Source organism: Paenibacillus sp. 7516, from assembly GCF_002272715.1.
Lineage (GTDB): Bacteria > Bacillota > Bacilli > Paenibacillales > Paenibacillaceae > Paenibacillus > Paenibacillus illinoisensis_A.
The window spans coordinates 351874-372690 of record NZ_NPBI01000002.1 but is presented as its reverse complement, the minus strand read 5'-3'; the positions used below and the strand labels follow the sequence as shown (position 1 = coordinate 372690).

19 protein-coding genes and 2 pseudogenes are annotated in these 20817 nt (G+C 44.7%); 2 read left to right on the top strand and 19 right to left on the bottom strand.

All coding sequences use genetic code 11. From position 1 onward, the window contains the following. Positions 1-335: pseudogene (locus tag CHI14_RS01650) on the bottom strand (hypothetical protein); the annotation flags it as partial. 610 nt (positions 336-945) lie between these two features. Here CHI14_RS01650 and CHI14_RS01645 point away from each other — a divergent pair. Further along, on the top strand, positions 946-1368 hold the full coding sequence (locus CHI14_RS01645) for a MerR family transcriptional regulator (protein WP_349290346.1): 423 nt from the start codon (positions 946-948) through the stop codon (positions 1366-1368). Between the two features lie 67 nt (positions 1369-1435). Next, positions 1436-2395, top strand: a complete 960-nt coding sequence (locus tag CHI14_RS01640; protein WP_095286662.1) for an oxidoreductase — start codon at positions 1436-1438, stop codon at positions 2393-2395. A gap of 270 nt (positions 2396-2665) precedes the next feature. On the opposite strand, the gene CHI14_RS01635 is transcribed toward CHI14_RS01640, so the two are convergent. The 18 genes and pseudogenes from CHI14_RS01635 to CHI14_RS01550 all read right to left on the bottom strand — a co-directional run bounded on the left by CHI14_RS01635 (position 2666) and on the right by CHI14_RS01550 (position 20814). Further along, positions 2666-3652: an alpha/beta fold hydrolase gene (locus CHI14_RS01635; protein WP_095286661.1), complete on the bottom strand. Its 987-nt coding sequence runs from the start codon at positions 3650-3652 to the stop codon at positions 2666-2668. A gap of 310 nt (positions 3653-3962) precedes the next feature. Beyond that, a pseudogene (locus CHI14_RS01630) lies at positions 3963-4840 on the bottom strand (protein kinase family protein). A 306-nt stretch (positions 4841-5146) separates the two neighbouring features. Beyond that, positions 5147-5752, bottom strand: a complete 606-nt coding sequence (locus tag CHI14_RS01625; protein ID WP_095286660.1) for an acetylglutamate kinase — start codon at positions 5750-5752, stop codon at positions 5147-5149. Between the two features lie 159 nt (positions 5753-5911). Beyond that, positions 5912-6799, bottom strand: coding sequence for a cation diffusion facilitator family transporter (locus tag CHI14_RS01620; protein ID WP_095286659.1), 888 nt, complete (start codon positions 6797-6799; stop codon positions 5912-5914). Positions 6800-7050: 251 nt separating this feature from the next. Further along, on the bottom strand, positions 7051-7335 hold the full coding sequence (locus tag CHI14_RS01615) for a hypothetical protein (protein WP_095286690.1): 285 nt from the start codon (positions 7333-7335) through the stop codon (positions 7051-7053). Then, positions 7335-7634 (bottom strand): DUF2089 family protein, encoded by a 300-nt coding sequence (locus CHI14_RS01610; RefSeq protein WP_095286658.1) that lies wholly within the window; start codon positions 7632-7634, stop codon positions 7335-7337. Before CHI14_RS01610 ends, CHI14_RS01615 begins: the two co-directional genes overlap by 1 nt. A 173-nt stretch (positions 7635-7807) precedes the next feature. After that, positions 7808-9235: a VanZ family protein gene (locus tag CHI14_RS01605; RefSeq protein ID WP_170947979.1), complete on the bottom strand. Its 1428-nt coding sequence runs from the start codon at positions 9233-9235 to the stop codon at positions 7808-7810. Between the two features lie 205 nt (positions 9236-9440). Then, positions 9441-10739, bottom strand: a complete 1299-nt coding sequence (locus tag CHI14_RS01600) for an NCS2 family permease (RefSeq protein ID WP_095286656.1) — start codon at positions 10737-10739, stop codon at positions 9441-9443. A 375-nt stretch (positions 10740-11114) separates the two neighbouring features. Beyond that, positions 11115-12098 carry an alpha/beta hydrolase gene (locus CHI14_RS01595; RefSeq protein ID WP_095286655.1) on the bottom strand — a complete coding sequence of 328 codons (984 nt, stop codon included), beginning with the start codon at positions 12096-12098 and terminating at the stop codon, positions 11115-11117. Positions 12099-12380: 282 nt separating this feature from the next. After that, positions 12381-13694, bottom strand: a complete 1314-nt coding sequence (locus CHI14_RS01590; RefSeq protein WP_095286654.1) for an ABC transporter substrate-binding protein — start codon at positions 13692-13694, stop codon at positions 12381-12383. A gap of 31 nt (positions 13695-13725) precedes the next feature. Further along, entirely contained in the window at positions 13726-14550 is an 825-nt protein-coding gene (locus tag CHI14_RS01585) for a carbohydrate ABC transporter permease (protein ID WP_095286653.1), read from the bottom strand. 19 nt (positions 14551-14569) lie between these two features. Then, positions 14570-15442: a carbohydrate ABC transporter permease gene (locus CHI14_RS01580; protein WP_095286652.1), complete on the bottom strand. Its 873-nt coding sequence runs from the start codon at positions 15440-15442 to the stop codon at positions 14570-14572. Continuing rightward, on the bottom strand, positions 15439-16527 hold the full coding sequence (locus CHI14_RS01575) for an ABC transporter ATP-binding protein (RefSeq protein ID WP_095286651.1): 1089 nt from the start codon (positions 16525-16527) through the stop codon (positions 15439-15441). The genes CHI14_RS01580 and CHI14_RS01575 overlap by 4 nt, the downstream gene beginning before the upstream one ends. A 20-nt stretch (positions 16528-16547) precedes the next feature. Beyond that, a complete protein-coding gene (locus tag CHI14_RS01570) occupies positions 16548-17384 on the bottom strand; it encodes a metallophosphoesterase family protein (RefSeq protein ID WP_170947977.1) in 837 nt (278 codons plus the stop codon). Positions 17385-17422: 38 nt separating this feature from the next. Continuing rightward, entirely contained in the window at positions 17423-18274 is an 852-nt protein-coding gene (locus CHI14_RS01565; protein WP_349290345.1) for an HAD-IIA family hydrolase, read from the bottom strand. Beyond that, positions 18275-18988 (bottom strand): glycerophosphodiester phosphodiesterase, encoded by a 714-nt coding sequence (locus tag CHI14_RS01560; RefSeq protein ID WP_095286649.1) that lies wholly within the window; start codon positions 18986-18988, stop codon positions 18275-18277. Positions 18989-19127: 139 nt separating this feature from the next. Beyond that, the gene (locus CHI14_RS01555; RefSeq protein ID WP_095286648.1) at positions 19128-19667 is read right to left on the bottom strand and encodes a glycerol-3-phosphate responsive antiterminator; all 540 of its coding nucleotides are present in this window, start codon (positions 19665-19667) and stop codon (positions 19128-19130) included. A 262-nt stretch (positions 19668-19929) separates the two neighbouring features. Beyond that, positions 19930-20814, bottom strand: a complete 885-nt coding sequence (locus CHI14_RS01550) for a carbohydrate ABC transporter permease (protein ID WP_095286647.1) — start codon at positions 20812-20814, stop codon at positions 19930-19932. Positions 20815-20817 lie beyond the last annotated feature (3 nt).

The window sequence follows — 20817 nt, the reverse complement described above, 5'->3', positions numbered from 1 at the left end:
GAACCTGTGGCGCCTGTTGTTCCGGTAACCCCCTGGGCACCCGCTGCACCCGTTGCACCTACGCCTCCACTTGCTCCGGTTGGACCTGTGGCGCCTGTTGCTCCAGTGACTCCCTGCGCACCCGCTGCACCAACGTCTCCAGTTGCTCCCGTTGAACTTGTTGCACCTGTTGCTCCAGTGACTCCTTGTGCACCCGTTGCACCCACGCCTCCGGTGGCTCCCGTTAAACCTGTAGCCCCCGTTATTCCGGTGACTCCTTGCGCACCGGCAGGACCGACACTTCCGGTAGCTCCAGTTATGCCTTTAGCTCCTGTTGCTCCGGTAACTCCCGTCACACCCGCTGGACCGACACTCCCGGCTGCTCCTTTATCTCCTTTTATTCCTCTATATCCACGTGGTCCTCTCCAACCTCTACATCCTCTTTTGCACGTTCTTCTCTTCTTTTTCTTATTATATTTCTTAGAATAGGCATCCCTACTACAGGAAGGTTTACGATCTTGTGGAGGTTCAGGATTTTGAATCTGGCTATAACAGGGTTTTGTCTTCTTCAGTTCCTTCTTCGTTGAAGAGCGATGGCTGGCCTTTTTCGGGTGCTGTCGCAAAGCGTTTTCTTTTATGCGAGTAATCTGATTGAGATCCAATGAAAAGGTCAACTTCAACACACCTCCTTAAGCCTAAGATATGCGGGAGCTGAAAACTGGGACTAGGTAAACTCACCAATATATAGCCTATCGTCATATAGACAATTGCTCATAGTAACGAAATCCCTTAAGAGCAGGCCAAGCCAAATATAAGAAAACCTCGAAAGGCAATACTATGTATAACTGGAATTACACTTTCAGTCTATACTCCATGAATTTCACTAGAGTTAGCTCCCTTCACGCTTTCGACCAAACGCTTATTTTGTTAGTCTAAGATTACCTTGATATATTTATATGAAGAGCCATGGTTCAAATATATAAAATCGGAGTTCAAGTTTGTGAGGTGGAGCAAGTGTACAGCATAAGTGAAATGCAATCTATATTGAATATCAATGCTTCGACTCTTAGATATTACGAAAAAGAGGGGATTCTCCCCGAAATTGAACGTAATGATGGTGGAAGACGAGTATACAGGGAAGAACATGTGCTGCTGATGAAATTTCTCCTCTGCTTAAAGGATACGGGAATGAGCATTGAAGACCTGAAAGCCTATATGAACTTAGGCTATCATATGGAGACTATGCTTGAAGACCGAAGGGATATTTTAATTAAACATAAAAAAAGCGTAGAGCACCAAATCGCTCAAATTCAATCCAATCTAGAACGCATCAATCAGAAAATTGGATTCTATGATGATTTGATTTCGAAGAAGAACCTTCCTGAGTGAGGATGCTTGACTTAAAGTTAACTTTAAGATGTATGTTATGTACACATCACCTAAAGGAGAATTACACATGCACTCAAACAAAACTTATCGTCGTACTCCTCAGGAGCCCATTACATCAGGTTACGGAAGAAATTCCACAGCAAAAGAAACGCTCCAAGAAATCGATTTAAGCGATAAAATTTGTATTGTAACCGGCGGATACTCCGGCATTGGACTGGAGACCACACGTGCTTTGGCAGAAGCCGGTGCTACAGTTATTGTGCCTGCACGAACCATAGAGAAGGCTCGTACAGCTCTAGCCGATATCCCTCATGTTGAGATAGAAGAGCTTGATCTCATGGACCCCGCTTCCATTGATGCTTTCGCCAAGCGCTTCCTGGATTCGCAACGCCAACTTGATATTCTTATTAATAATGCTGGTATAATGGTTCCTCCTCTGACCCGGGATTTCCGTGGGTATGAATCCCAATTCGCTACAAATCATCTGGGACATTTCCAGCTCACTGCGCGTTTGTGGCCTGCCCTTAAACAAGCAGGAAGCGCTAGAGTGGTATCGGTCTCCTCTTCAGGCATTGTGTTTGGCGGTATTAACTTTGAAGACCCGAATTTCGAACAAGAGCAATATGATAAATGGAGAGCTTACGGACAGTCCAAATCTGCAAACTCCCTTTTTGCCGTTTCATTAGATGAATTCGGGTATGATTATGGCATTCGGGCATTCGCTGTCCATCCTGGTGCAATCTATACCGATTTGTCACGCTTTCTGTCCGAGGAAGAATTGAATAATCTGGACTTTGGAATGGACCTCAAGACAGAAGAGCAAGGAGCAGCAACAAGTGTATGGTGTGCCACAAGTCCGACTCTGGAAGGTCAAGGCGGGGTTTACTGTTTAGATGTGAACATTGCCAGAGCTGTACCTACTGTGCAGGATATGCCAGGTGTACTTCCTTGGGCCATTGACTCTGACTCAGCACAACGATTGTGGCAGCTTAGCGAGAAATTAACCGGTGTGAAGTTTGACCTATAACCTAACCAGAAGTTTACGAAACGGCGTCTTTAATCATCATCATTTTCAATTGGATACGTATACGCTAAGTCATAACTCCAGTGAGCAAGGCGAATAGGCAGGCATTAACGCCTGCCCGTTTGGGACAAATGTTAGCATCAGAAAGCGAGCCGTGTACCGCAAACACGAGCTCGCTTCTGTTTTACCCTATGACTACTTTTACTATAAAAGCTTTTAGCATGTAACTTCCTTCCCTCCCTCTCTTACCAGTTCCTACAGGATTTCTCCCCATTATTTTAAATCTCTCGTGAACTCCTTGATTTTTTCAGAGATATCTTGGGGATGGGAGCGATACAAGTAATGTCCCGCATCCATTAGGACCATTTCTGCATGTGTAGAATCCTTTATTTGCTTCTCATGTTCGGGAACCCATCGATCCGTTGCCGCGTTATTCGCTTGAACAAAGAGAAGAACAGGTAAGTTTTGAGGGAACGATAGCTTCTCAGCTTCAGTAAAGTTGGTATACATGCGCTCTGCCTCGTTCAACTGCGTGTTGTTATACATGTTTTTACGTATGAAGATGTCTATTTGCTCTTTGGTTTGTTGATCATATGGCAGTCCTTCATAAGGGTCCGTGCTTAATTTTAACTGTATGCGGTGGAAGCCCAGGTTACGAAACCATTTAATCGGAGTGGTCACCGATGAATCAATGGTCTGTTCTTCTTTCAGCGTTGGAACACTGCTATCCAGCCCGATAAATGCTCTCACCTCGTCCGGATATTGGTTCACATAATCCAAGCTATAGATCCCTGATATGGAATGCCCCATGAGAATGTACCGGTCAATATCGAGGCTTTGTAATGCTTCATGAATTTCACTTACGATATTTGCAGTGCTGCGCTCCTTCTCGGTCTGATCGCTCAATCCGTAACCAAAAGGCTCAACGACGACGACTTTGTAAAATGGTGATAGCTCTGTGATGAGCGGTTTAAAATCAAGCGCAGGTGCCGCAGTTCCATAACCGGGTAACAGGACGACCGTCTCTTCGCCTTTCCCTTGAATCGAGACATTCATCTGCTTCCCATCCACAGATACAAGCTGACCGTAAGGTACCATTCTTTTTTGTTCTGAATAACGGCTAACCTGGTTAAATGTATACACGCTGGCTACAAAAAGCAGGATGGCTATTACGATTGCAGCGATGATTTTAAGTAAAATATGTAACACTTTCTTGAATAATGTACGTTTCCTTACTTCCTTTGCTGCTTGTTGTGTCAATCTCTTTCAGCTCCTCTTGTCATCTTGTACAATGGCTTTCCGGTCCACTGATGCTAGTCTAACCAACCAAGTTGTCCTCTGAATGAATACAATATGAACGGAGTATGAACAAGAAGATGCAAAGGATAAAGCTCCTATACTCCTTCCAGACGTAAAAAATCAGACCATGTAATTAAAAAAAGCCGCTAAATAGCGACTTTTCATCAGGAAATGTTCAATTGTTATAACCCATTAAGCTCACGTAACTCGGAAAAAAAAGAACATGACTTTGAAGCTCCTAAGCTTCTTCTAAGCTGCTATAGTCCACTGACTAGTTTTTAGCTGCATTCCAAGCATTGAAGAATTCACGGACACTTCTGTATCGTTGATCACGTTCCTGACTAACCGCTCGTAGAGCGACTTCGTAAAGTGATCTATTTGCTTCCCATTTTGCAAATGAATGATCCATCTCACCACCCAGCAGCCCGAATGCAATGGCTCCCATGGTAAACACATTCGTTCTCGCATCAATAGTCGCACCCCGTGTGAACTCTTCCGGTGCCTTTGAGCGTGCTGCTCCCCAAAAGTTCTCTCCCATGTCATTGACTGAAGGAGACGTTCTGTAGAAGTCAATATCGCAGATCTTCGTTTCATCCGTTGTAAAATCATACAAAATACTACCGTCATAAAAGTCAACAGCAACGTATCCTTTGGACTCCACGTGTTGATGAAACTCAAATATCTTATCCAGTGAATGCTGTCTCTGCTCGGTAGATAGCTGTCTAAATTTATAAAAAGGCGATTCCGGATGACGATGTTTCGCTCCACCTGCAAATAACCAGTGTGAATGCAGGCATTCGCCAGTAAACCATTCAAAAATGACAGCATACCCATTTCTCGTTTCAAAATGATCTATACGTTCAATGAGATTGGGATGAGCCAGGGTTTTGTACAGCGGCATGGCACTCTTTAATCTGGCAATTGCATCTCCGGGATTTCCTGAAAAAGCCATGGGTCTGCATCCCGCATATTTAACAAATCGCTTCTTGCTATTAATCTCAACTCCAAAACTGATGTTACCCGAATCCTGCTGGTCAAACACGCTAAAAACGGTACCAAGCGATTGCAGCCATGTGAAATGAAATCATGGTCTTCTTGAAGTTCGAATGATACACGATCCATCTTGAATGGAATCGATTTTTGATCCATACTATCGTCCCCTCACCATTTGGGGAATCACGCTATTTATAGGGATACTTAAACGTGTTCCCCTTATTTTGATCTGCCCTGTTATCGTATAAATGTCTACTCATAAGACATCACTCCTTTCATATCCTGTACCACCATTATCCATCTGTATGTAAATTTTGCAAACCTCCATCGGGTCAGAAAACTCCCCGTATTATACTTAATCATTGAAAATCAAAAAAGTCGCTTAAATAGCGACTTATTGTACAAACGCTCTTATTTAACTATCCTGAAAAAATTCAATTGGATGCTCTTCTTGCGTTTTGATTAATACTGAAATACCGCCGGGAATTGTTGTACAATTCCGCTTGTCATCATATCAGCCATCTCTAACGCCTGTTGTTGAATGGGATCACTTATTGCAACATTTCTCAAGTAATCTTTCGCTATCCGAGTTGCCACCTCTTCCGTGAGGAGACGTAAATGTTCATGCATCATTCGCTGCCATTCGATTTGAGACCAGTATGGATTAATTTGGGCCAGAAAGGCTGCAATTGCATCTGCATTCGCATACCACCGTTTCTGAGCGTCTTCTGCAGCTGCTGTGTTACCAGACTTCAAGTTACTAACAAGTTCGGCCGCAATGGTTAAATGTTCTCTGAACAATGTTTCAAATTGCTTGGCAATAGCCGTCCCGTACAACGGTTCAAGCACCATGGCGAAATCACTTGGATTGCGTAAAAGTCTTGCGGTTGTTGGCTGGACATCCTCAAGCCCATCGACGATACTGTTTACGGTTAATCTCGTCCAGAACACATGCTGTTCCCATAGTGATCTGAGCTTCCTGTTCAGATCGACACTGGCTGGCGTCCAGCTCAAATGATCTGATTTTCGATAGACAGGATAATAGTAGGTTTGAATATAATTCATCATGATCCGTCAGCTCCTTTTCTACAACAATATATAGGCAATAGCCTTCATTGGTGCATTCGGATAAGCGAAGTTGATTCTTTTGTCATTCCTGATATTTATCAAAAAAAATAAAAACCAATGAACGAGTGAACGTCCACTGGTTTACATCTTCAATATCGTTTACACGGATTCTTCCCACATCTCGGGTTCAACATGTACATGTACAGTATACACATCGTGTTCTCGAAGCAATTCGTCTTCAACATCGGTGCATATATCGTGTGCTTGGTGCATGTCCAGGTCAGAACGAACCGTAATAACGACGTCTACAACCGCATTATTGCCGTAGCTTCTCGCTCTTACATCTTTCACCGTCTCTACCCCATCAATCGTGGCAATGGTTTTTCTGTACTCCCGAATAAGCTCCACATCAAAACCGTCTGTTAAATGGTGAGTAGCCTCTTTGAAAATATCCCATGCTGTTTTACAAATGAGGAAACCTACGATGACTGCTGTTACGGGGTCAAGCCAAGGCAGTCCAAATTGCGAGCCTGCAATTCCAATCACAGTACCTATACTTACCCAAGCATCAGATATATTATCACGAGCTGCGGCCATGACCGCCTGGCTTTTAATTTTGGTAGCAAGTCGTTTATTAAACCGATAGACCAAGTACATCACAACTGCACAGAAAATGCCTGTATATGCGGCAATCAGATCCGGGGATTCACTTTCCCCTTGAAAAACGGAACCAATGGCTTCAAATAAAACTTGTAAACCAACAGCCATCATAATAAACGAAGCCACTAACGATGCAACGGTCTCCGCTTTCCAGTGACCATATGTATGATCCTTGTCTGCTGGCCGTTGAGCAAGCCGGAGTCCAATAAGGACGGCGATCGAGGCCACAATATCGGTTGCGTTATTCAATCCATCTGCTTTGAGCGCTTCTGAGCCTGCGATGGAACCGATAACCAGTTTTAATGCGGTCAGGCATATATAAGCAATAATGCTAATAATGGCTCCTCGTTCACCCATTTTTAAATTGTCGTACTTCAGTTGATCCACGAACAAATCCTCCTGCACTCTCCAGTCTTCTAGCACGTTTTTGATAGTATCATCACGAGATTGTGTGGGTCTAGAGAAACGTTTTGAGCATAGTGAAACATAATCTGAACGCGGCAAGACTGTTATAACAAACTAAAAGAATTGGAGCGGGTAAACTTTTTCCGCTAGTAGAACTACAATTAGAAAAAGCGAGCCGTCTGCTCGCTTTTTTACAACCCTGCATCTCATCCTATTTTTTGTTCTTCACATACCTAGTTCATGTCGTGAGTCTTCATCTTGGCTAATTCCTTATTTCTCTTCAGTTGAAGTGATTTTCTTCCCGCACTCCATTCAGCAATCAGGAAGAGCAATCCAAGTAGAAGATACAGGATAAAACCAAGAGTACTTTCAATACGTTCTGTAACAAACATCCATGTGGAGATTCCAATATAAGCTACGGGTACAATTGCACCCCAATAAACGTTGCTTCTGGTTGAAAAAAAGTACTGAACTACCAGTATTCCTACAATGATCAATAATCTGTAAACATCGTTCATCATTCACTTTTCCTCTCTTGTTTATATTTCTGAATAATTAGTTTGGCATCATCTACGCTTATCCGGTCATCAATAGATAAATTCTTAATGAATTTAATAAAATCTTCGTTATCCTCTGCTTCATTGACCTTTATTTTCTCAATAAGCCGATCGAGCTTAATTCTTACGGTTGGATACGAGACTTCATATATCTTCGCAATTTCTTTTAATGATCCTGAGTTTAGAACAAATTTTCGGATAAACTCCATATCCTCATTTTCCAAAGCTAAAACCCAATTAGGCACGTCTTTAATATCCATATTCCCCCTCCTTTTATACATATAATAACCAAATAATTAAATAAAATCAAACTTTATTTTAATAATATTAAACATAAAGTTGATTTAATTATGAATATTATAAAAACAAAAGAAACAAACACAAAAAACCATTGAGCTCATCACAAGCTCAACGGTCCTTTTCATACTCTTAGTCAATTCTTCAAGGCTGGTATCTGAGTGCTCCACTCTTCCCCGTTGACGGTTCCCTTGAATTGGTAGACGGGCTGGTAATACCCTTTTGAATCGTAGACATAGGTCAGTTCATAATCGGTCACAATCAATTTGTCGTTTTTTTGCAGGTCGTTATACATGTAGAAATTCCCTCTGAGAACTTCTTCATACGCGTCCGCCGGACTGCTCACATCAACGGTACGTATATATTTATTCTTATTCATGGCATAGAACAAATCTTGTGGAATAAGACCTTCTGCCGCAGGAACAATGATGATCATCCCATGATCTACGTCTCGCTGTTCTGTTGACATTTCGGAGTTGGACATATGCAAATCCCATCGAACGGTATCTTCATTTTGTGTACTAAATTCAGCTTCCTTAGGCAGTAATCCTTGCTGACTTAGCCACTTACCATAGGCAGTTCCTTTTTCCTCCAAAATCTCCGCCTGCATTGAGTTCGTCGCATACTGATTAGGTGCCAACGACCAATTGCCGCTATTCACGTTGTAATTAAAGGTGTAATCGGTCCCTCCGCTGTCATACAGATTCCAGATCCGGTTGAATCCGTCAATGGAGATGTGACCTCTCTGCTGCAGTTGAAAATGATCACTCAGTAATGAAACCATCTGCTTGGCATACTCCATGTTATGAATCTCAAAGCTTCGATATAGTGCTACGGGTTCAGCGTGGTCGGGCAGTTTCGTGTCTAGCGTCACATGGACCTTATTCATCTTCTGCGATGTGGCTGGACGAATGGCAAGGTTCCCGAGCTCTTGGCTGGAATACATCATGAGTGCCCCTGTAAATAACAGTACAAAGGTCAAAGGAATGCAGAGCGCACGAAACATCGCTTTGAGGGATATTCTCTTTTGCTGCCTGATGTCAAGGATTGCACTCATCAACCCGTATCCCGCTAAACTGCCGAGCGTATTGTGCAATATGTCATCCAGTTCAAAAATCCCTCTGCCTGTCGCCATTTGAAATGTTTCTATACCAATTGTGATCATCAGCGATATGATTAATATCGACTTGAAGCCACGTGTCTTCTTTCCCAGAAGCGGAAGCAGGAAGCCTAGGGGTGCAAACATCAACATATTGAAAATAATAAGCTGGAATTCACTCAGCGACCATTGGTTCCATGCATTTACATAGCCGCTGAACAACTCCAGGTTTACCCATCCGCTATAGTTAGCCCCTCTGCTAAATGTTGTTAACATCATGACCATGATCAGCCAGCCCATCAACGAAAATGAGGCTATAAACTGCCATAATTTTATGATGCGTTTTCCTCCTCTTTTTCTATACAACCTATAGGCCAATAACACGATTCCAAAGGCTATGAGACCGACTATTAATGCAACACCCACAACAGGTAATAGTTTCTGTACCACTTGAATGAAATCCATCTGTATCTCCTCCATCATGATTGGCTACACTGAGCAGCTCTCTATGGTTCAAGTATACCGAGAGTGGAAAAAAGCTCCTATCTATCAAGCTTTCATGAATCTTTCAATCGTGTAAGATTGTGCTTGAGATCCATACAGAATAAACCAAAAAGGAGAGCAGCCTGTATAAATTACAGGCCGCTCTCCTTCTATTTCAAATTGTTTTTTAGTGATCCAAAAATACAAGCTGGATGAAGAACAATACTGCGAACACGTAGAATACCGGATGAACATCCTTACCTTTACCACGAAGCAGCTTCAGAACCGGATAGAAGATGAATCCTACGCCAATACCCGTCGCAATACTGTGCGTTAGTGGAGTAAGGATGATAATCAGGAAAGCAGGAAATGTTTCTTCGAGATCCTTCCAGTTGATTTTGCTGATCACACTTATCATGAAGTACCCGACAATAATGAGTGCCGGAGAAGTAATCGCTGGAATACCGGATATTACGCTTACGATAGGTGTGAAGAACAGCGTAAGCGCAAGCAGCACACTTACCGTTACCGCCGTCAGTCCCGTTCTTCCTCCTGCAGCTACCCCTGTGCTGGACTCGATATAAGCCGATGTTGGGCTGGTTCCGAGCAAGGCGCCGGTCGTTGTTCCTACGGCATCTGCCAAGAGCGCACCGCGTGAGCGAGGGAATTTCCCGTCCTTCAGGAGTCCTGCTTGTTCAGCAACACCGAGCATCGTTCCCGTTGTATCAAACAGCGTGATTAACAGGAAGGTGAAGATGATCGTATACAAGCCATTTGAGAATACACCTGCCAGATCCAGTTGGAAAGCCGTTGCTGTAAGCCCCTCCGGCATGGATACGATGGATTCTGGCATTTGAAATAGCCCCATAATCCAGGCCAGAATCGCTGTAACTACCATTCCGATGAACAGATAACCTTTTACATTGTAAGCCATCAACACAACCGTAATAATCAACCCAATAATCGTCAGGTAGGTCATTGGTTCTGCCAAATTCCCGATGGTAATCAAATTCGATTCCGAATCGGCAATAATTCCTGCATTTTGCAAGCCTACCGTCGTAATAAACAGTCCGATCCCTGCTGTAATCGCATGCTTAAGACTCGCCGGAATGGCATCGAGCAGCATGTAACGGAAGGAAGTAAGTGATAAAACAATAAACAAAAGCCCTGCGATAAATACCGCACCCAGTGCAACCTGCCAGGACACACCATATCCTGCAACTACACTATAGGCAAAGAATGCATTGAGGCCCATACCCGGCGCGATAACGATCGGATAGTTGGACCATATCCCCATAATCAGCGTTGCCACAATGCTCGCCAGTACCGTTGCAATGAATACCCCGTTGAACTCCATTCCTGTGCTGCTGAGTATCCCCGGGTTTACGATCACTATATATACCATCGTGAAGAATGTCGTGATCCCTGCGATGATTTCGGTTGAAACACTTGTGCCTCTTTCTTTCAGTTTGAACCAATTGTTCATGGTAAAGCCAGCCTCCAACTTTCAAATTATTTCTGGATTAGATAAAAACAAAAAAATCCTAATCTTCGTATAGGATTGTAATATTACCGCTCCTATATTCGTCATTAGGATTGAACAGCTAAGCTTAGAGACCCAAAAAGTGATTCTCATATCTGTTATAACCTGACGTCCATTTCGTATTTTAATAAAAGTAACACGCATTGTCAACGAATCAACCGATTTGTTCACAGTTATTTACGAACTATATAGATGGTTTGTAATTAATTCATTCGCTTTTCGGGTCGAGATACATTCCCTTTCTGATCATCCGTAATCGGAAATGCATAACAAAAAAACGGCACCAATTACGGTACCGCAGTTTTATGATCAACCCAACTACTCGATTTGTTTCATATACTCTCTGAATTCCTCGGCAATTTCTTGGTATTTCGTATGATGCAGGTAGTGTGAACCTTCCATCGGGATCATCTTGCCCTGGGCAGATTGTTCGGCTTGCTCCGTATGCAGCGGAACCCACTGCGGATTGTGCTCATTATTCGATTGAACAAAAAGAAGCACGGGCAGATCAGAAGGATAAGTAAGCTGTTCTCCATTTTTGAAGTTGGAGCCGAGATGCCTTAGCTCATCCAACAGCGTCGGATTGGTCGCAACCTGATTCGAAATCAATTTCATCTGCTCTTTGGTATGTTCATCGAAATCAAGGGATGCATAAGGATCTGCACTCACTGCTTTAATGAATCTCATCCAACCTGAATCCTGAAGGAACTGCATCAATCCTAGAGGCAATTGCACATCCATGCCGGGTTGATTGGGAACACTGCTGTCAATGCCGACAAAAGCAAGAACTTCATCCGGATATGTGTTCACATAGGATACTCCATAAAGTCCTGTGATTGAATGCCCCATCAGAATGTAACGGTCAATACCAAGCTGCTGTACAGCTTCGTGATATTCGCGGATAATATTCTCCGTTGTTCTCTCCTTCTCCGTTTCGTCACTCAACCCATACCCGAAAGGCTCAATGGCCACGACTCTGTAATCGGCAGACAATTCATCAATCAACAATTTGAAGTCAAGCACCGGCGATGGAGTACCTTGTCCCGGAAGCAGAACAATCGTCTGCTCACCCTCTCCTTGAATATACGCATTCATCTTTTTGCCATCCACATGGACATACTGGCCATACGGTTCGATTTTCTTTTTCTCGACTCCGTTACTGATGGCATTCACTACAGATACGATGCCCATGCACAGTACAAGTCCACCGGCGATACCTCCGATTATTTTCAACCATAAGTTTCGTTTCTTACGGCTTTTCGTTCCTGTCGTTTGTATTTCCACCGTTTTTGCCACGTTCATCTTCTCCTATCTTCGCTTCTGAAGCGCCGCCTTGGCGACATAGTTGAAGTGTAACCAAGCAAGATGTCCACTTCATGACGACAATATGAACCGAATATGAACAAGTCAGAATCAAGTGAAGACACCGCTACATCAACGCGACTAGTCAATACGATTCACATGATTAGGTGCGGCTATGTCCCTCGTTACGAAGGCTAAGCCAGATTCTCTCAGTATCCCAGGGACAAAATAAAGGGGCTAACGGAAAATTACCGTCTAACCCCTTTGCACTTTCATCTTGTTCTACTTACTCAACAAGGCATCAGCCTTCTTTGCTGCTTCGGCTATTGCTGCTTCTGCCGTAACAGAGGAATCAACAACTGCACGAAGGATCTCATCCTTAATCATCTCACCAATTTCAGGATAAACCTTCTGCATCGGACGAGGACCTGCATATTCCAGTTGGTCTACCGCTACTTTGAACAGCGGCTTTTCTTCATAAAGCTTCTTCATTTCATCACTTTCCACCGCGCTGATTCGACTAGGCAAATATCCCGTGAATGAGCTCGCATAGATCGTTTGCTCTTTCGAAGTCATCCACTTGATAAACTTCCACGCCGCTTCCTGCTTTTCGGGGGACAGGCCAGAGGTCATTACCAGGTTTGCACCACCCGTTGGCACACCAAACGTATCATTTGCAGGCATAAATGTCGTTCCAAGTTCAAAGCCCTGCTCTTCTGCAACCTTCATGTTATTGGTCAAGTCAGCAGTGGAAGCGAACAGCATCGCTGAACGCTGATTGTGGAAATCCGTTTTGGCTTGCGTACCCGCGTCATCCGTCGTACCGATGCTCATGATGCCTTCATCCTTCATCTTCAGCCACAACTTCACAGGTGCAATTCCCGTTTCATTATTGAATGCTGCACTTTTCCCATCTTCACTAATCATCGTTCCTCCGCTCTGTCTTACAAAAGCTTCATAGAACCAAATATCGACAGGCATCGAGATACCATAGCGCTGATCCTTAATCGTTAGCTTGCGTGCATAATCTTCAAATTCAGTCCAATTCTTCGGTCCTGCAGGATCAAGTCCCGCCTCCTCCAGCATCGTACGATTCATATACAGTATTGGCGTACTCCGTAAATAAGGCAGAGCATACAGCTTGTCATTCACGTAGGAATTTCCCATCAGACCTGGAATGAAATCATCCATATCAAGCTGATCCTTCTCTACAAAAGAAGTCAACTCCTGCGTCATGCCGGATTCGGCAAATACACCAACCGAAGCAATTTCATTTTGCCATACTTCGGGAGCATTGCCCGCTGCAAAAGCAGCCTGTGCCTTGGAATGCTGATCTGCATACGATCCCTGATATTCTGCCTTCACAATCACTTCATCCTGGGATTCATTAAACATTTTCACCAGGTTCTCATTGTTCTCGGCGATCTTGTCACCCCATGAGTACCAATATGTAATCTCTACCGGTTTACTCGCCTCACCATTCGAATTCCCAGAAGCAGCAGCATTATCGGTTGAACCTGCGGAATTGGAATCACCACAACCAGCTAAAGCAAGTGCAAGCGTTCCTGCCAACAAAAGCGAACCAAATTTTTTCATGAATAAACCCTCCCATAAATTAAAAATTGAATTATTTCACACCGGAATATACGAATGCTTTAATAATTTGCCGTTGTCCAAATAAGAAAACAATCAGAATTGGAACGACCAAAATCATGTTTCCAGCCATCAAAATGTGCCATGCCGCCCCTCCGTCCACCTCGCGAAGCTTGGAAATCCCAATCGGAAGTGTTCTGGCAGCATCTGAGGTCGTCATCACAAGCGGCCAAAAATAATCATTCCAGTGTGCAATGAAGCTGAATAATGCAAAGGTTACCAGCGTCGGACGGGCCATCGGCACCATGATCCTAAGGATGATCTTCCATTCAGGTGTCTGGTCAAGCCGTGCGGCTTCAATAAGTTCTTCCTGTACCTGCTTGAATGACTGCCTGAGCATGAAGATCCCAAACGCGCTGGAAGCGAAGGGCAGAATAAGTGCCAGCAAATTGTTAATGAGTCCCCACTTGCTGAGTAACAAATACACTGGCAAAAAGATGAGCTGACCTGGAATCATTAAAGTGACCATCGTAATTCCAAATAACAGCTTGTCTCCTTTGAAGGAGTATCTGGCAAACGCATAGGCTGCCAATATAATGGTCGTAAATTGAAGAAGAAGGATACTGATGGATACAACGACACTGTTCATTAAATATTTCAAGAAAGGTCCCGATTCCCACGCCGCTTGGAAATTGCTCCACATCACCTTGGAGGGAATCCATTTTGGGGGAAAGATCACGGTCTCCGGATACGACTTCAATGATGTTGAGATCATCCATAGAAAAGGGATAGCAAAAATTGCAACCAGGACGATCGTCGCCGTGACGTTCAGAGCACGCAGAATTGACTTACTTGCCATGATATTTCCCTTCTCCTTTCTATTGGTAGTGAACCTTGCGGCTTAGCAGCTTGAAGTAGACTAATGTAAGCAAACCAACGACAACAAGCAGGATAACTCCAGCTGCCGAAGCGTAACCGATCTTGAAGTAGCGGAATCCATATTCGTAGATATAAAAGACGAGCGTGTTCGTTGAATTGATCGGACCTCCATTGGTCATGATGGCTATGGTTTCAAACACCTGGAACGAACTGATCAGATTAATGATAATTAGGAAGAAAAGGGTCGGTGAGAGCATCGGCAGCGTAATCTTGTAGAACTTCCTCCACCAATTGGCCTCGTCCAGGGCTGAAGCTTCATACACATCCTTTGGAATGCTTTGAAGCCCAGCGATGAAGATGAGCGCGTTGTAACCCACTCCCTTCCAGACCGAAACAAGCACAAGTGACAGTAATGAACTGTCTGGACTGCTGAGCCACTCCAGCTTGGGCAAGCCCAGCATGTCGAGTAATCCGTTAAGTAAACCGAATTTGGGATCCATCAGCCACATCCACACCAGAGATACCGATACAAGAGAAACAATATGTGGACTAAATAGCGCACCCTGAACGAATCCGTACCATGCGCCTTCCCGATTCAGCCATATGGCTAGCACCAGTGATATCACAATGGATAAAGATACGGAAAGAAGCGTATAGTTCAAGGAATTGCCCAGGACTTGTAGAAACGCACGATCCTTAAATAACTCGGTAAAGTTGTTGAAGCCTACAAACTCCTTGACCGGATTAATGAAGTCCCAGTTGTAAAAACTCAGGAAGATCATATAGAAGATCGGATAGATGAAAAAAATCGAAAATATGACGATTGAGGGAGCCACCATGACATAGGGACGAAATTTGGACCAAACGGTCATGAATATTTCCCTCCCAGGACAATAAGCTCTCTCTCTACGGATCTCTCATGCTGACGAGCACGGACTCCGTTGCGATCGAAGTAGTACAGGTCCTGCATGGAGACCATGATGTTCACCTCGGAAGCAGTCTCCAATGGCTTCAAAAAACTCTTCACAGACACAAGTCCAAGCTCGGATTCCAGTTGATAGATAATTTCTGCACCTAGTGTCTCACGTGTCATGATCCGCCCTGGGAAATGAACAAGTCCGGACTGAGGCCGGTTCTCAAGCGTCATCGTTGCTTTCTCCGGTCTGAAACCAACCTGCCCAATGTTGTCATGCAGCTGCCCATTCAAGTATGGCAGGATACGTTCACGATCAATCACATTCATCGGCGGTGTACCAATAAACTGGGCTGTGAAGACATTATCGGGATCGTCGTAGATTTTCATTGGACCATCTGCTTGTTGAATCAGTCCTTTGTTCATGATGACGATCCGATCTCCCATCGACATCGCCTCAACCTGATCATGTGTAACAAAGACAAAGGTTGCGCCTAGCCGTTTGTGAAGCTGAATTAACTCCGTTCGCATTTGATGACGAAGCTTGGCATCGAGATTCGACAGCGGCTCGTCCATCAGGAAGACTGCAGGGCTCTTCACCATGGCCCGAGCCAAGGCAACCCGCTGGCGCTGACCTCCAGACAGAGCTTGCGGCTTCTTGTGCAGATACTCTGCCAGACCGACAACCTCCGTGATTTCCTTAACGAGGCGCTCGCGTTCGGGCCGGGGCACCTTGCGATTCACGAGCCCGAATTCGATGTTCTCCTTGACTGTCATCATCGGATATAATGCATAGTTCTGAAATACCATAGCCACATTGCGCTTGCCTGGTTCTACGCCATTGACACATTGATCTCCGATCCATATTTCACCGCCCGTTTCTTTCTCAAGCCCTGCGATCATACGGAGTGTCGTCGATTTTCCACAGCCAGAGGGGCCGACCAATACCGTAAAGGAACCATCCTCAATGGTCAGATCCAGACCCTCAATGACTTTATCCTGCTTGAAGCTTTTTTCAATCTGCTTCAGCACAATTTGTGCCATGAGCTTCCCTCCTCTTTCATTTATTGAGCGGCCGATGCGAATTGAACCGATAAAATAAGGTCGCTTTTTTCTCCTAATGCACCAGCGACAGGGCCAAAGCCTGGCATATCACAGCAAAAGCTCTGAATATCATCGAGGAGACCCGCACCCTGTATCGGATGGTGGGTTATCTCTACCTGGCCCTCATGGACTTCGATCACACGGTATGCCGGCACATCCAGACAAGCTGCGGTCTGAACATAGTGCCACTTCCCCTGCTTCACGATGGAGTTTATGTGATTATGTCCGCAGAAATAGATGCCGCCTTCCGGTCGATTGTTGAATATGCTCTTCAGTTCATCCTGTGGACGAATGTACAGCTTATCGAGTGTCGAGCGTGCAGTAGTATCAAATACCGGATGATGCCCGAAGAGGAGTAGCTGCTTGTCATGTGAATTGGTAAGCTCTTCTTTGAGCCATGCCAGCTGCTCTTCGTCCAGCTCCCCACCCCAATCTGCAGGATTCATTTCCTGGGTCGTGTCTAGAAAAATCAGCTTGGCATGAGGCGTGTCAATCGCCCGATAGCGATCTTGACCGGTTAATTTGGAGATTTCATGCTTCGGTATCGAATACGTGTCATGATTGCCAAGCACATGTATGAAGTTCCGTTCACTCCTGGAAAGGAAGGAGAACATCGATCTGAATTCCTGAGCTGTTCCTTCATGCGTCAAATCGCCAATAGAGATATGGAAGTCCGCCTCAACCTCCAAAAAAGCCTTGAGCATATGTTCATAAGCTCGAACTCTTGCAGCTTTCATCTCTTCCGTTCCGTGACTCATGCATGAATAGTGATAATCACCAAGTAACGCTAAACGCATGAACTCCACCTCCATTATTTTTCAGAACTTACTGCTATTTAAATTCTCTTCATTTGTAGCACCATTGAGTGCTTGGATTGGCTATCCTGCTCCATGATGCATTCGTTGAAAGAAGACCATATATAGTCCGGAATAATCCCTGTTTCCTCGATATCCTCTCTTGAGGAGATGCCTGTGAGCACAAGGGCCGTCTTCATTCCATTCTGTTGACCAAATAAAATATCGGTCTCCAACCGATCGCCTATCATAAGGCATCTGCTGTTGTTCACATTCAAGAGCTGGATTGCCTTCTCTGCATAGTAACGGGAGGGTTTACCAATCACGACGGATGTTTTCTGCTGGCTGGCTGCCTCAATCGAGCTTAGAATCGAGCCGGTATCCGGAATGATATCTCCCTGGACGGGACAGCAGCTGTCCGGATTCGTTGCGATGAGAACTGCTCCATGACGAACTGCTTTTGCCGCCAGATGAAGCTTGTCGTAATGGAACTGCCGATCCATTCCGACTAATACATGCGTTGATTGAGTTGGATCTTCCGTCATAGTGATCCCAATCGCTCGAAGTTCATTCCGCAAAGCTTCTTCACCTACAACCAGTACTTGGGCATCAGGCGCATACTCTGCAAAATACATCCCTGACACGTATCCCGCGGTCAGAATTTCGTCAAGCGCGCATGGTACACCCAAACTCAGCAGCCTCTTGTAGCAATCCTCCCTCGTATGTACGGGAGTATTCGTTAAGAACAACAGACGCTTGCCTTGGGATCTCAAACTGCTTATGAAGCTGTTTACGCCAGGAAGGATCATCTGGCTAACATAAATCGTTCCGTCTAGATCGAAGCAATACGCATCGTAATCATACACATTTTCCATAACCTTACCCTTGCCCACTCATACTGAGCTGGACAGCTCCAATACATCCACGAAGGATTCGAGCTCGTCTGTACAGACCCACACGGACGGGTAATCCTGAAATTTCTTCATGACGGAGGTATCGTTAATTGTCCAGGCCATCAGTTGAATCCCCAGCTCTTGACATCGATGAATATAATGCTCGGTCACAAAAGCATAGTGCATGGACAAGAACGTGGCTCCCATCTCTACAGACCAGTCAAGAATAGCCTTCGAACAACCAAAGGTAATCAGACCGATGCGTACCTCACTAGATAATTGTCTGATTCTCTCCAAGGCGTCAAAATCAAATGACGTAATGACGACCTGATCCAGCATGCTGAATTCCTTAATCACTTCAAGTACCTTCTCCTCGAGCTGAGGATAGTAAGTCCCCATCTGCTTAAGCTCAATGTTAAGTCCAATTTTCCCCTTCAAAGCTCGAAGCACCTCTTCAAGGGTTGGTATGTGCTCACCTTGTTTTATGTGGAACGATTGCAGTTCCGAAGCAGTATAATCAGCTACTCTGCCCGTTCCATTCGTCATGCGGTCAACCGTATGATCATGAATGACAACCGGGATACCATCTTGGCTGAGATGTACATCCAGTTCGAGATGGGTGAACCCAAGTTCCACCGCTTTTAAAAAGGAAGACAACGTATTTTCAGGATATTTCTTTGGATAGCCTCGATGTGCGACTGCTTGAATGATCATGCTCCATTACCTCCTGTTGTATTTTTTGGACAACACAAAAAACCCAGCAGCAAATCACCCTCCTTCAACATCAAGGTTGTATTGATTTACTTACCACCGGGTTTTCTCGTCGTCTCCACCCAAGGATAAATGTATGAAATTAAGTCCAGAATTTCTCATGGCCTATCGATACAAAATCTGCCCCACTCTTTAGGGCTTGCTGTATCTCTTCCTCATGCCGGATCAGCCCACCAACAATTAACGGCTGTGTGATGCGCTCATTCAGCTCTTGGATGACTCGCGGCATCAGCCCCGGCATCAGTTCAACCTCATCCGGCTTGTAGCTCTTAATCATTCGCACTGCAGTCTCAATGGCTGCAGAATCAATGGCAAATATGCGCTGAATGCTCCGTATGCCTGCTTGCTTGGCCGCAGAAACCGCATTACTCTTCGTTGTCACGATACCATCAACTCTAAACACATCGGCAAGATATTGTATGGCCGAGGCATCTCGTCCAATCCCGGATACCATCTCGGTATGTACATAGGCCTGTTTGCCGCTCTGATGCAGCCTGTCTATAATGGATCCAAGATTCGTAATGTTTCCTGTCATCAGAATAACTCGCTTCACATCGCTTGCTATAGCCTGTGCAATCTGTTCATCTACCGTAATGGAGGCGATGATCGGATAGTTCTTCATGATTCAGTCCTCATTCCCTCATTTGTCATCTTAAATGTTAAAGCTGAAATATTTCTTTTGTTTCATGTTCATGTAAACGGGTTGTTAATTTCACGACTCAACATTCGCCATTCGGAGACAGCTTAAATGCAAAAGTAAAATGGGTTCGGCAGCTTGAGTTAACTGAAACGCCTTTCATAAAAAATAGGCCCGTATCGACGAAATCGACTACAGACCTATTCTGTCACGCTATTCGTTTGTTCTTAGGCCATGTCCTATTCAACTACTCCTTCACCGAACCCAGTGTAATACCATGAATGAAAAAGCGCTGCAGGAACGGATAGACAATAAGTACAGGAAGCATGGCAATGAAAATTTTTGCGGCATTTAGGGTTTGATTAGACAACTCATTCATCCGTTTATATTGGTCTTCCGTCATGTTCGACGCGTCGATGACCACAACGAATTGTTGGATTAACGTTTGCAGCGGATAATGATCCTGCCCTGAAGTCAGCACCAATCCATGGAAGAATTCATTCCAATGGTAGACGATGGTGAACAAAGTGACCGTAGCCAGTACTGGTACGGCCAGCGGTACATAAATGGTGATTAACATTCGCCACGGCCCGGCCCCGTCCACGAGTGCAGCCTCGTCCAGTTCCTTGGGCAGATTACGGAAATAGTTCACGATCAGTATGACGTTAAATACCGGCACTCCCCCACCAAGAACAAGTGCCCAGATGGTATCATACAGCCCAATCGCCTTCACCGTCATGTACCATGGAATCAGGCCGCCGTTGAACAGCAGCGTGAACACGAGAATCCACATGAATACATTGCGCATACGGAATTCGCGTGGGCTTCGTGAGAGCGGATAAGCCATCATCGTTGTCACCACAAACGTAATTGTCGCACCAAGCACAACACGCTGAATGGAAATCCAGAAGGAATTGAAAAAGGAACGGTCGCCGATAATTTGTTGATATGAATTGAAGTTGAAGCCAACGGGCCATAACCATACTTTTCCGGCAGCTGCCGCTGATTTTTCGCTTAAGGATACGGCCAGCGTATACCAGAGGGGTAGTATGCACAGGAATGCAATCAGGAGCAGCACAACCAGAAGCGTTACATCGAACACCCTGGATCGCAGCGTTGTTTCTCTAATCATCTC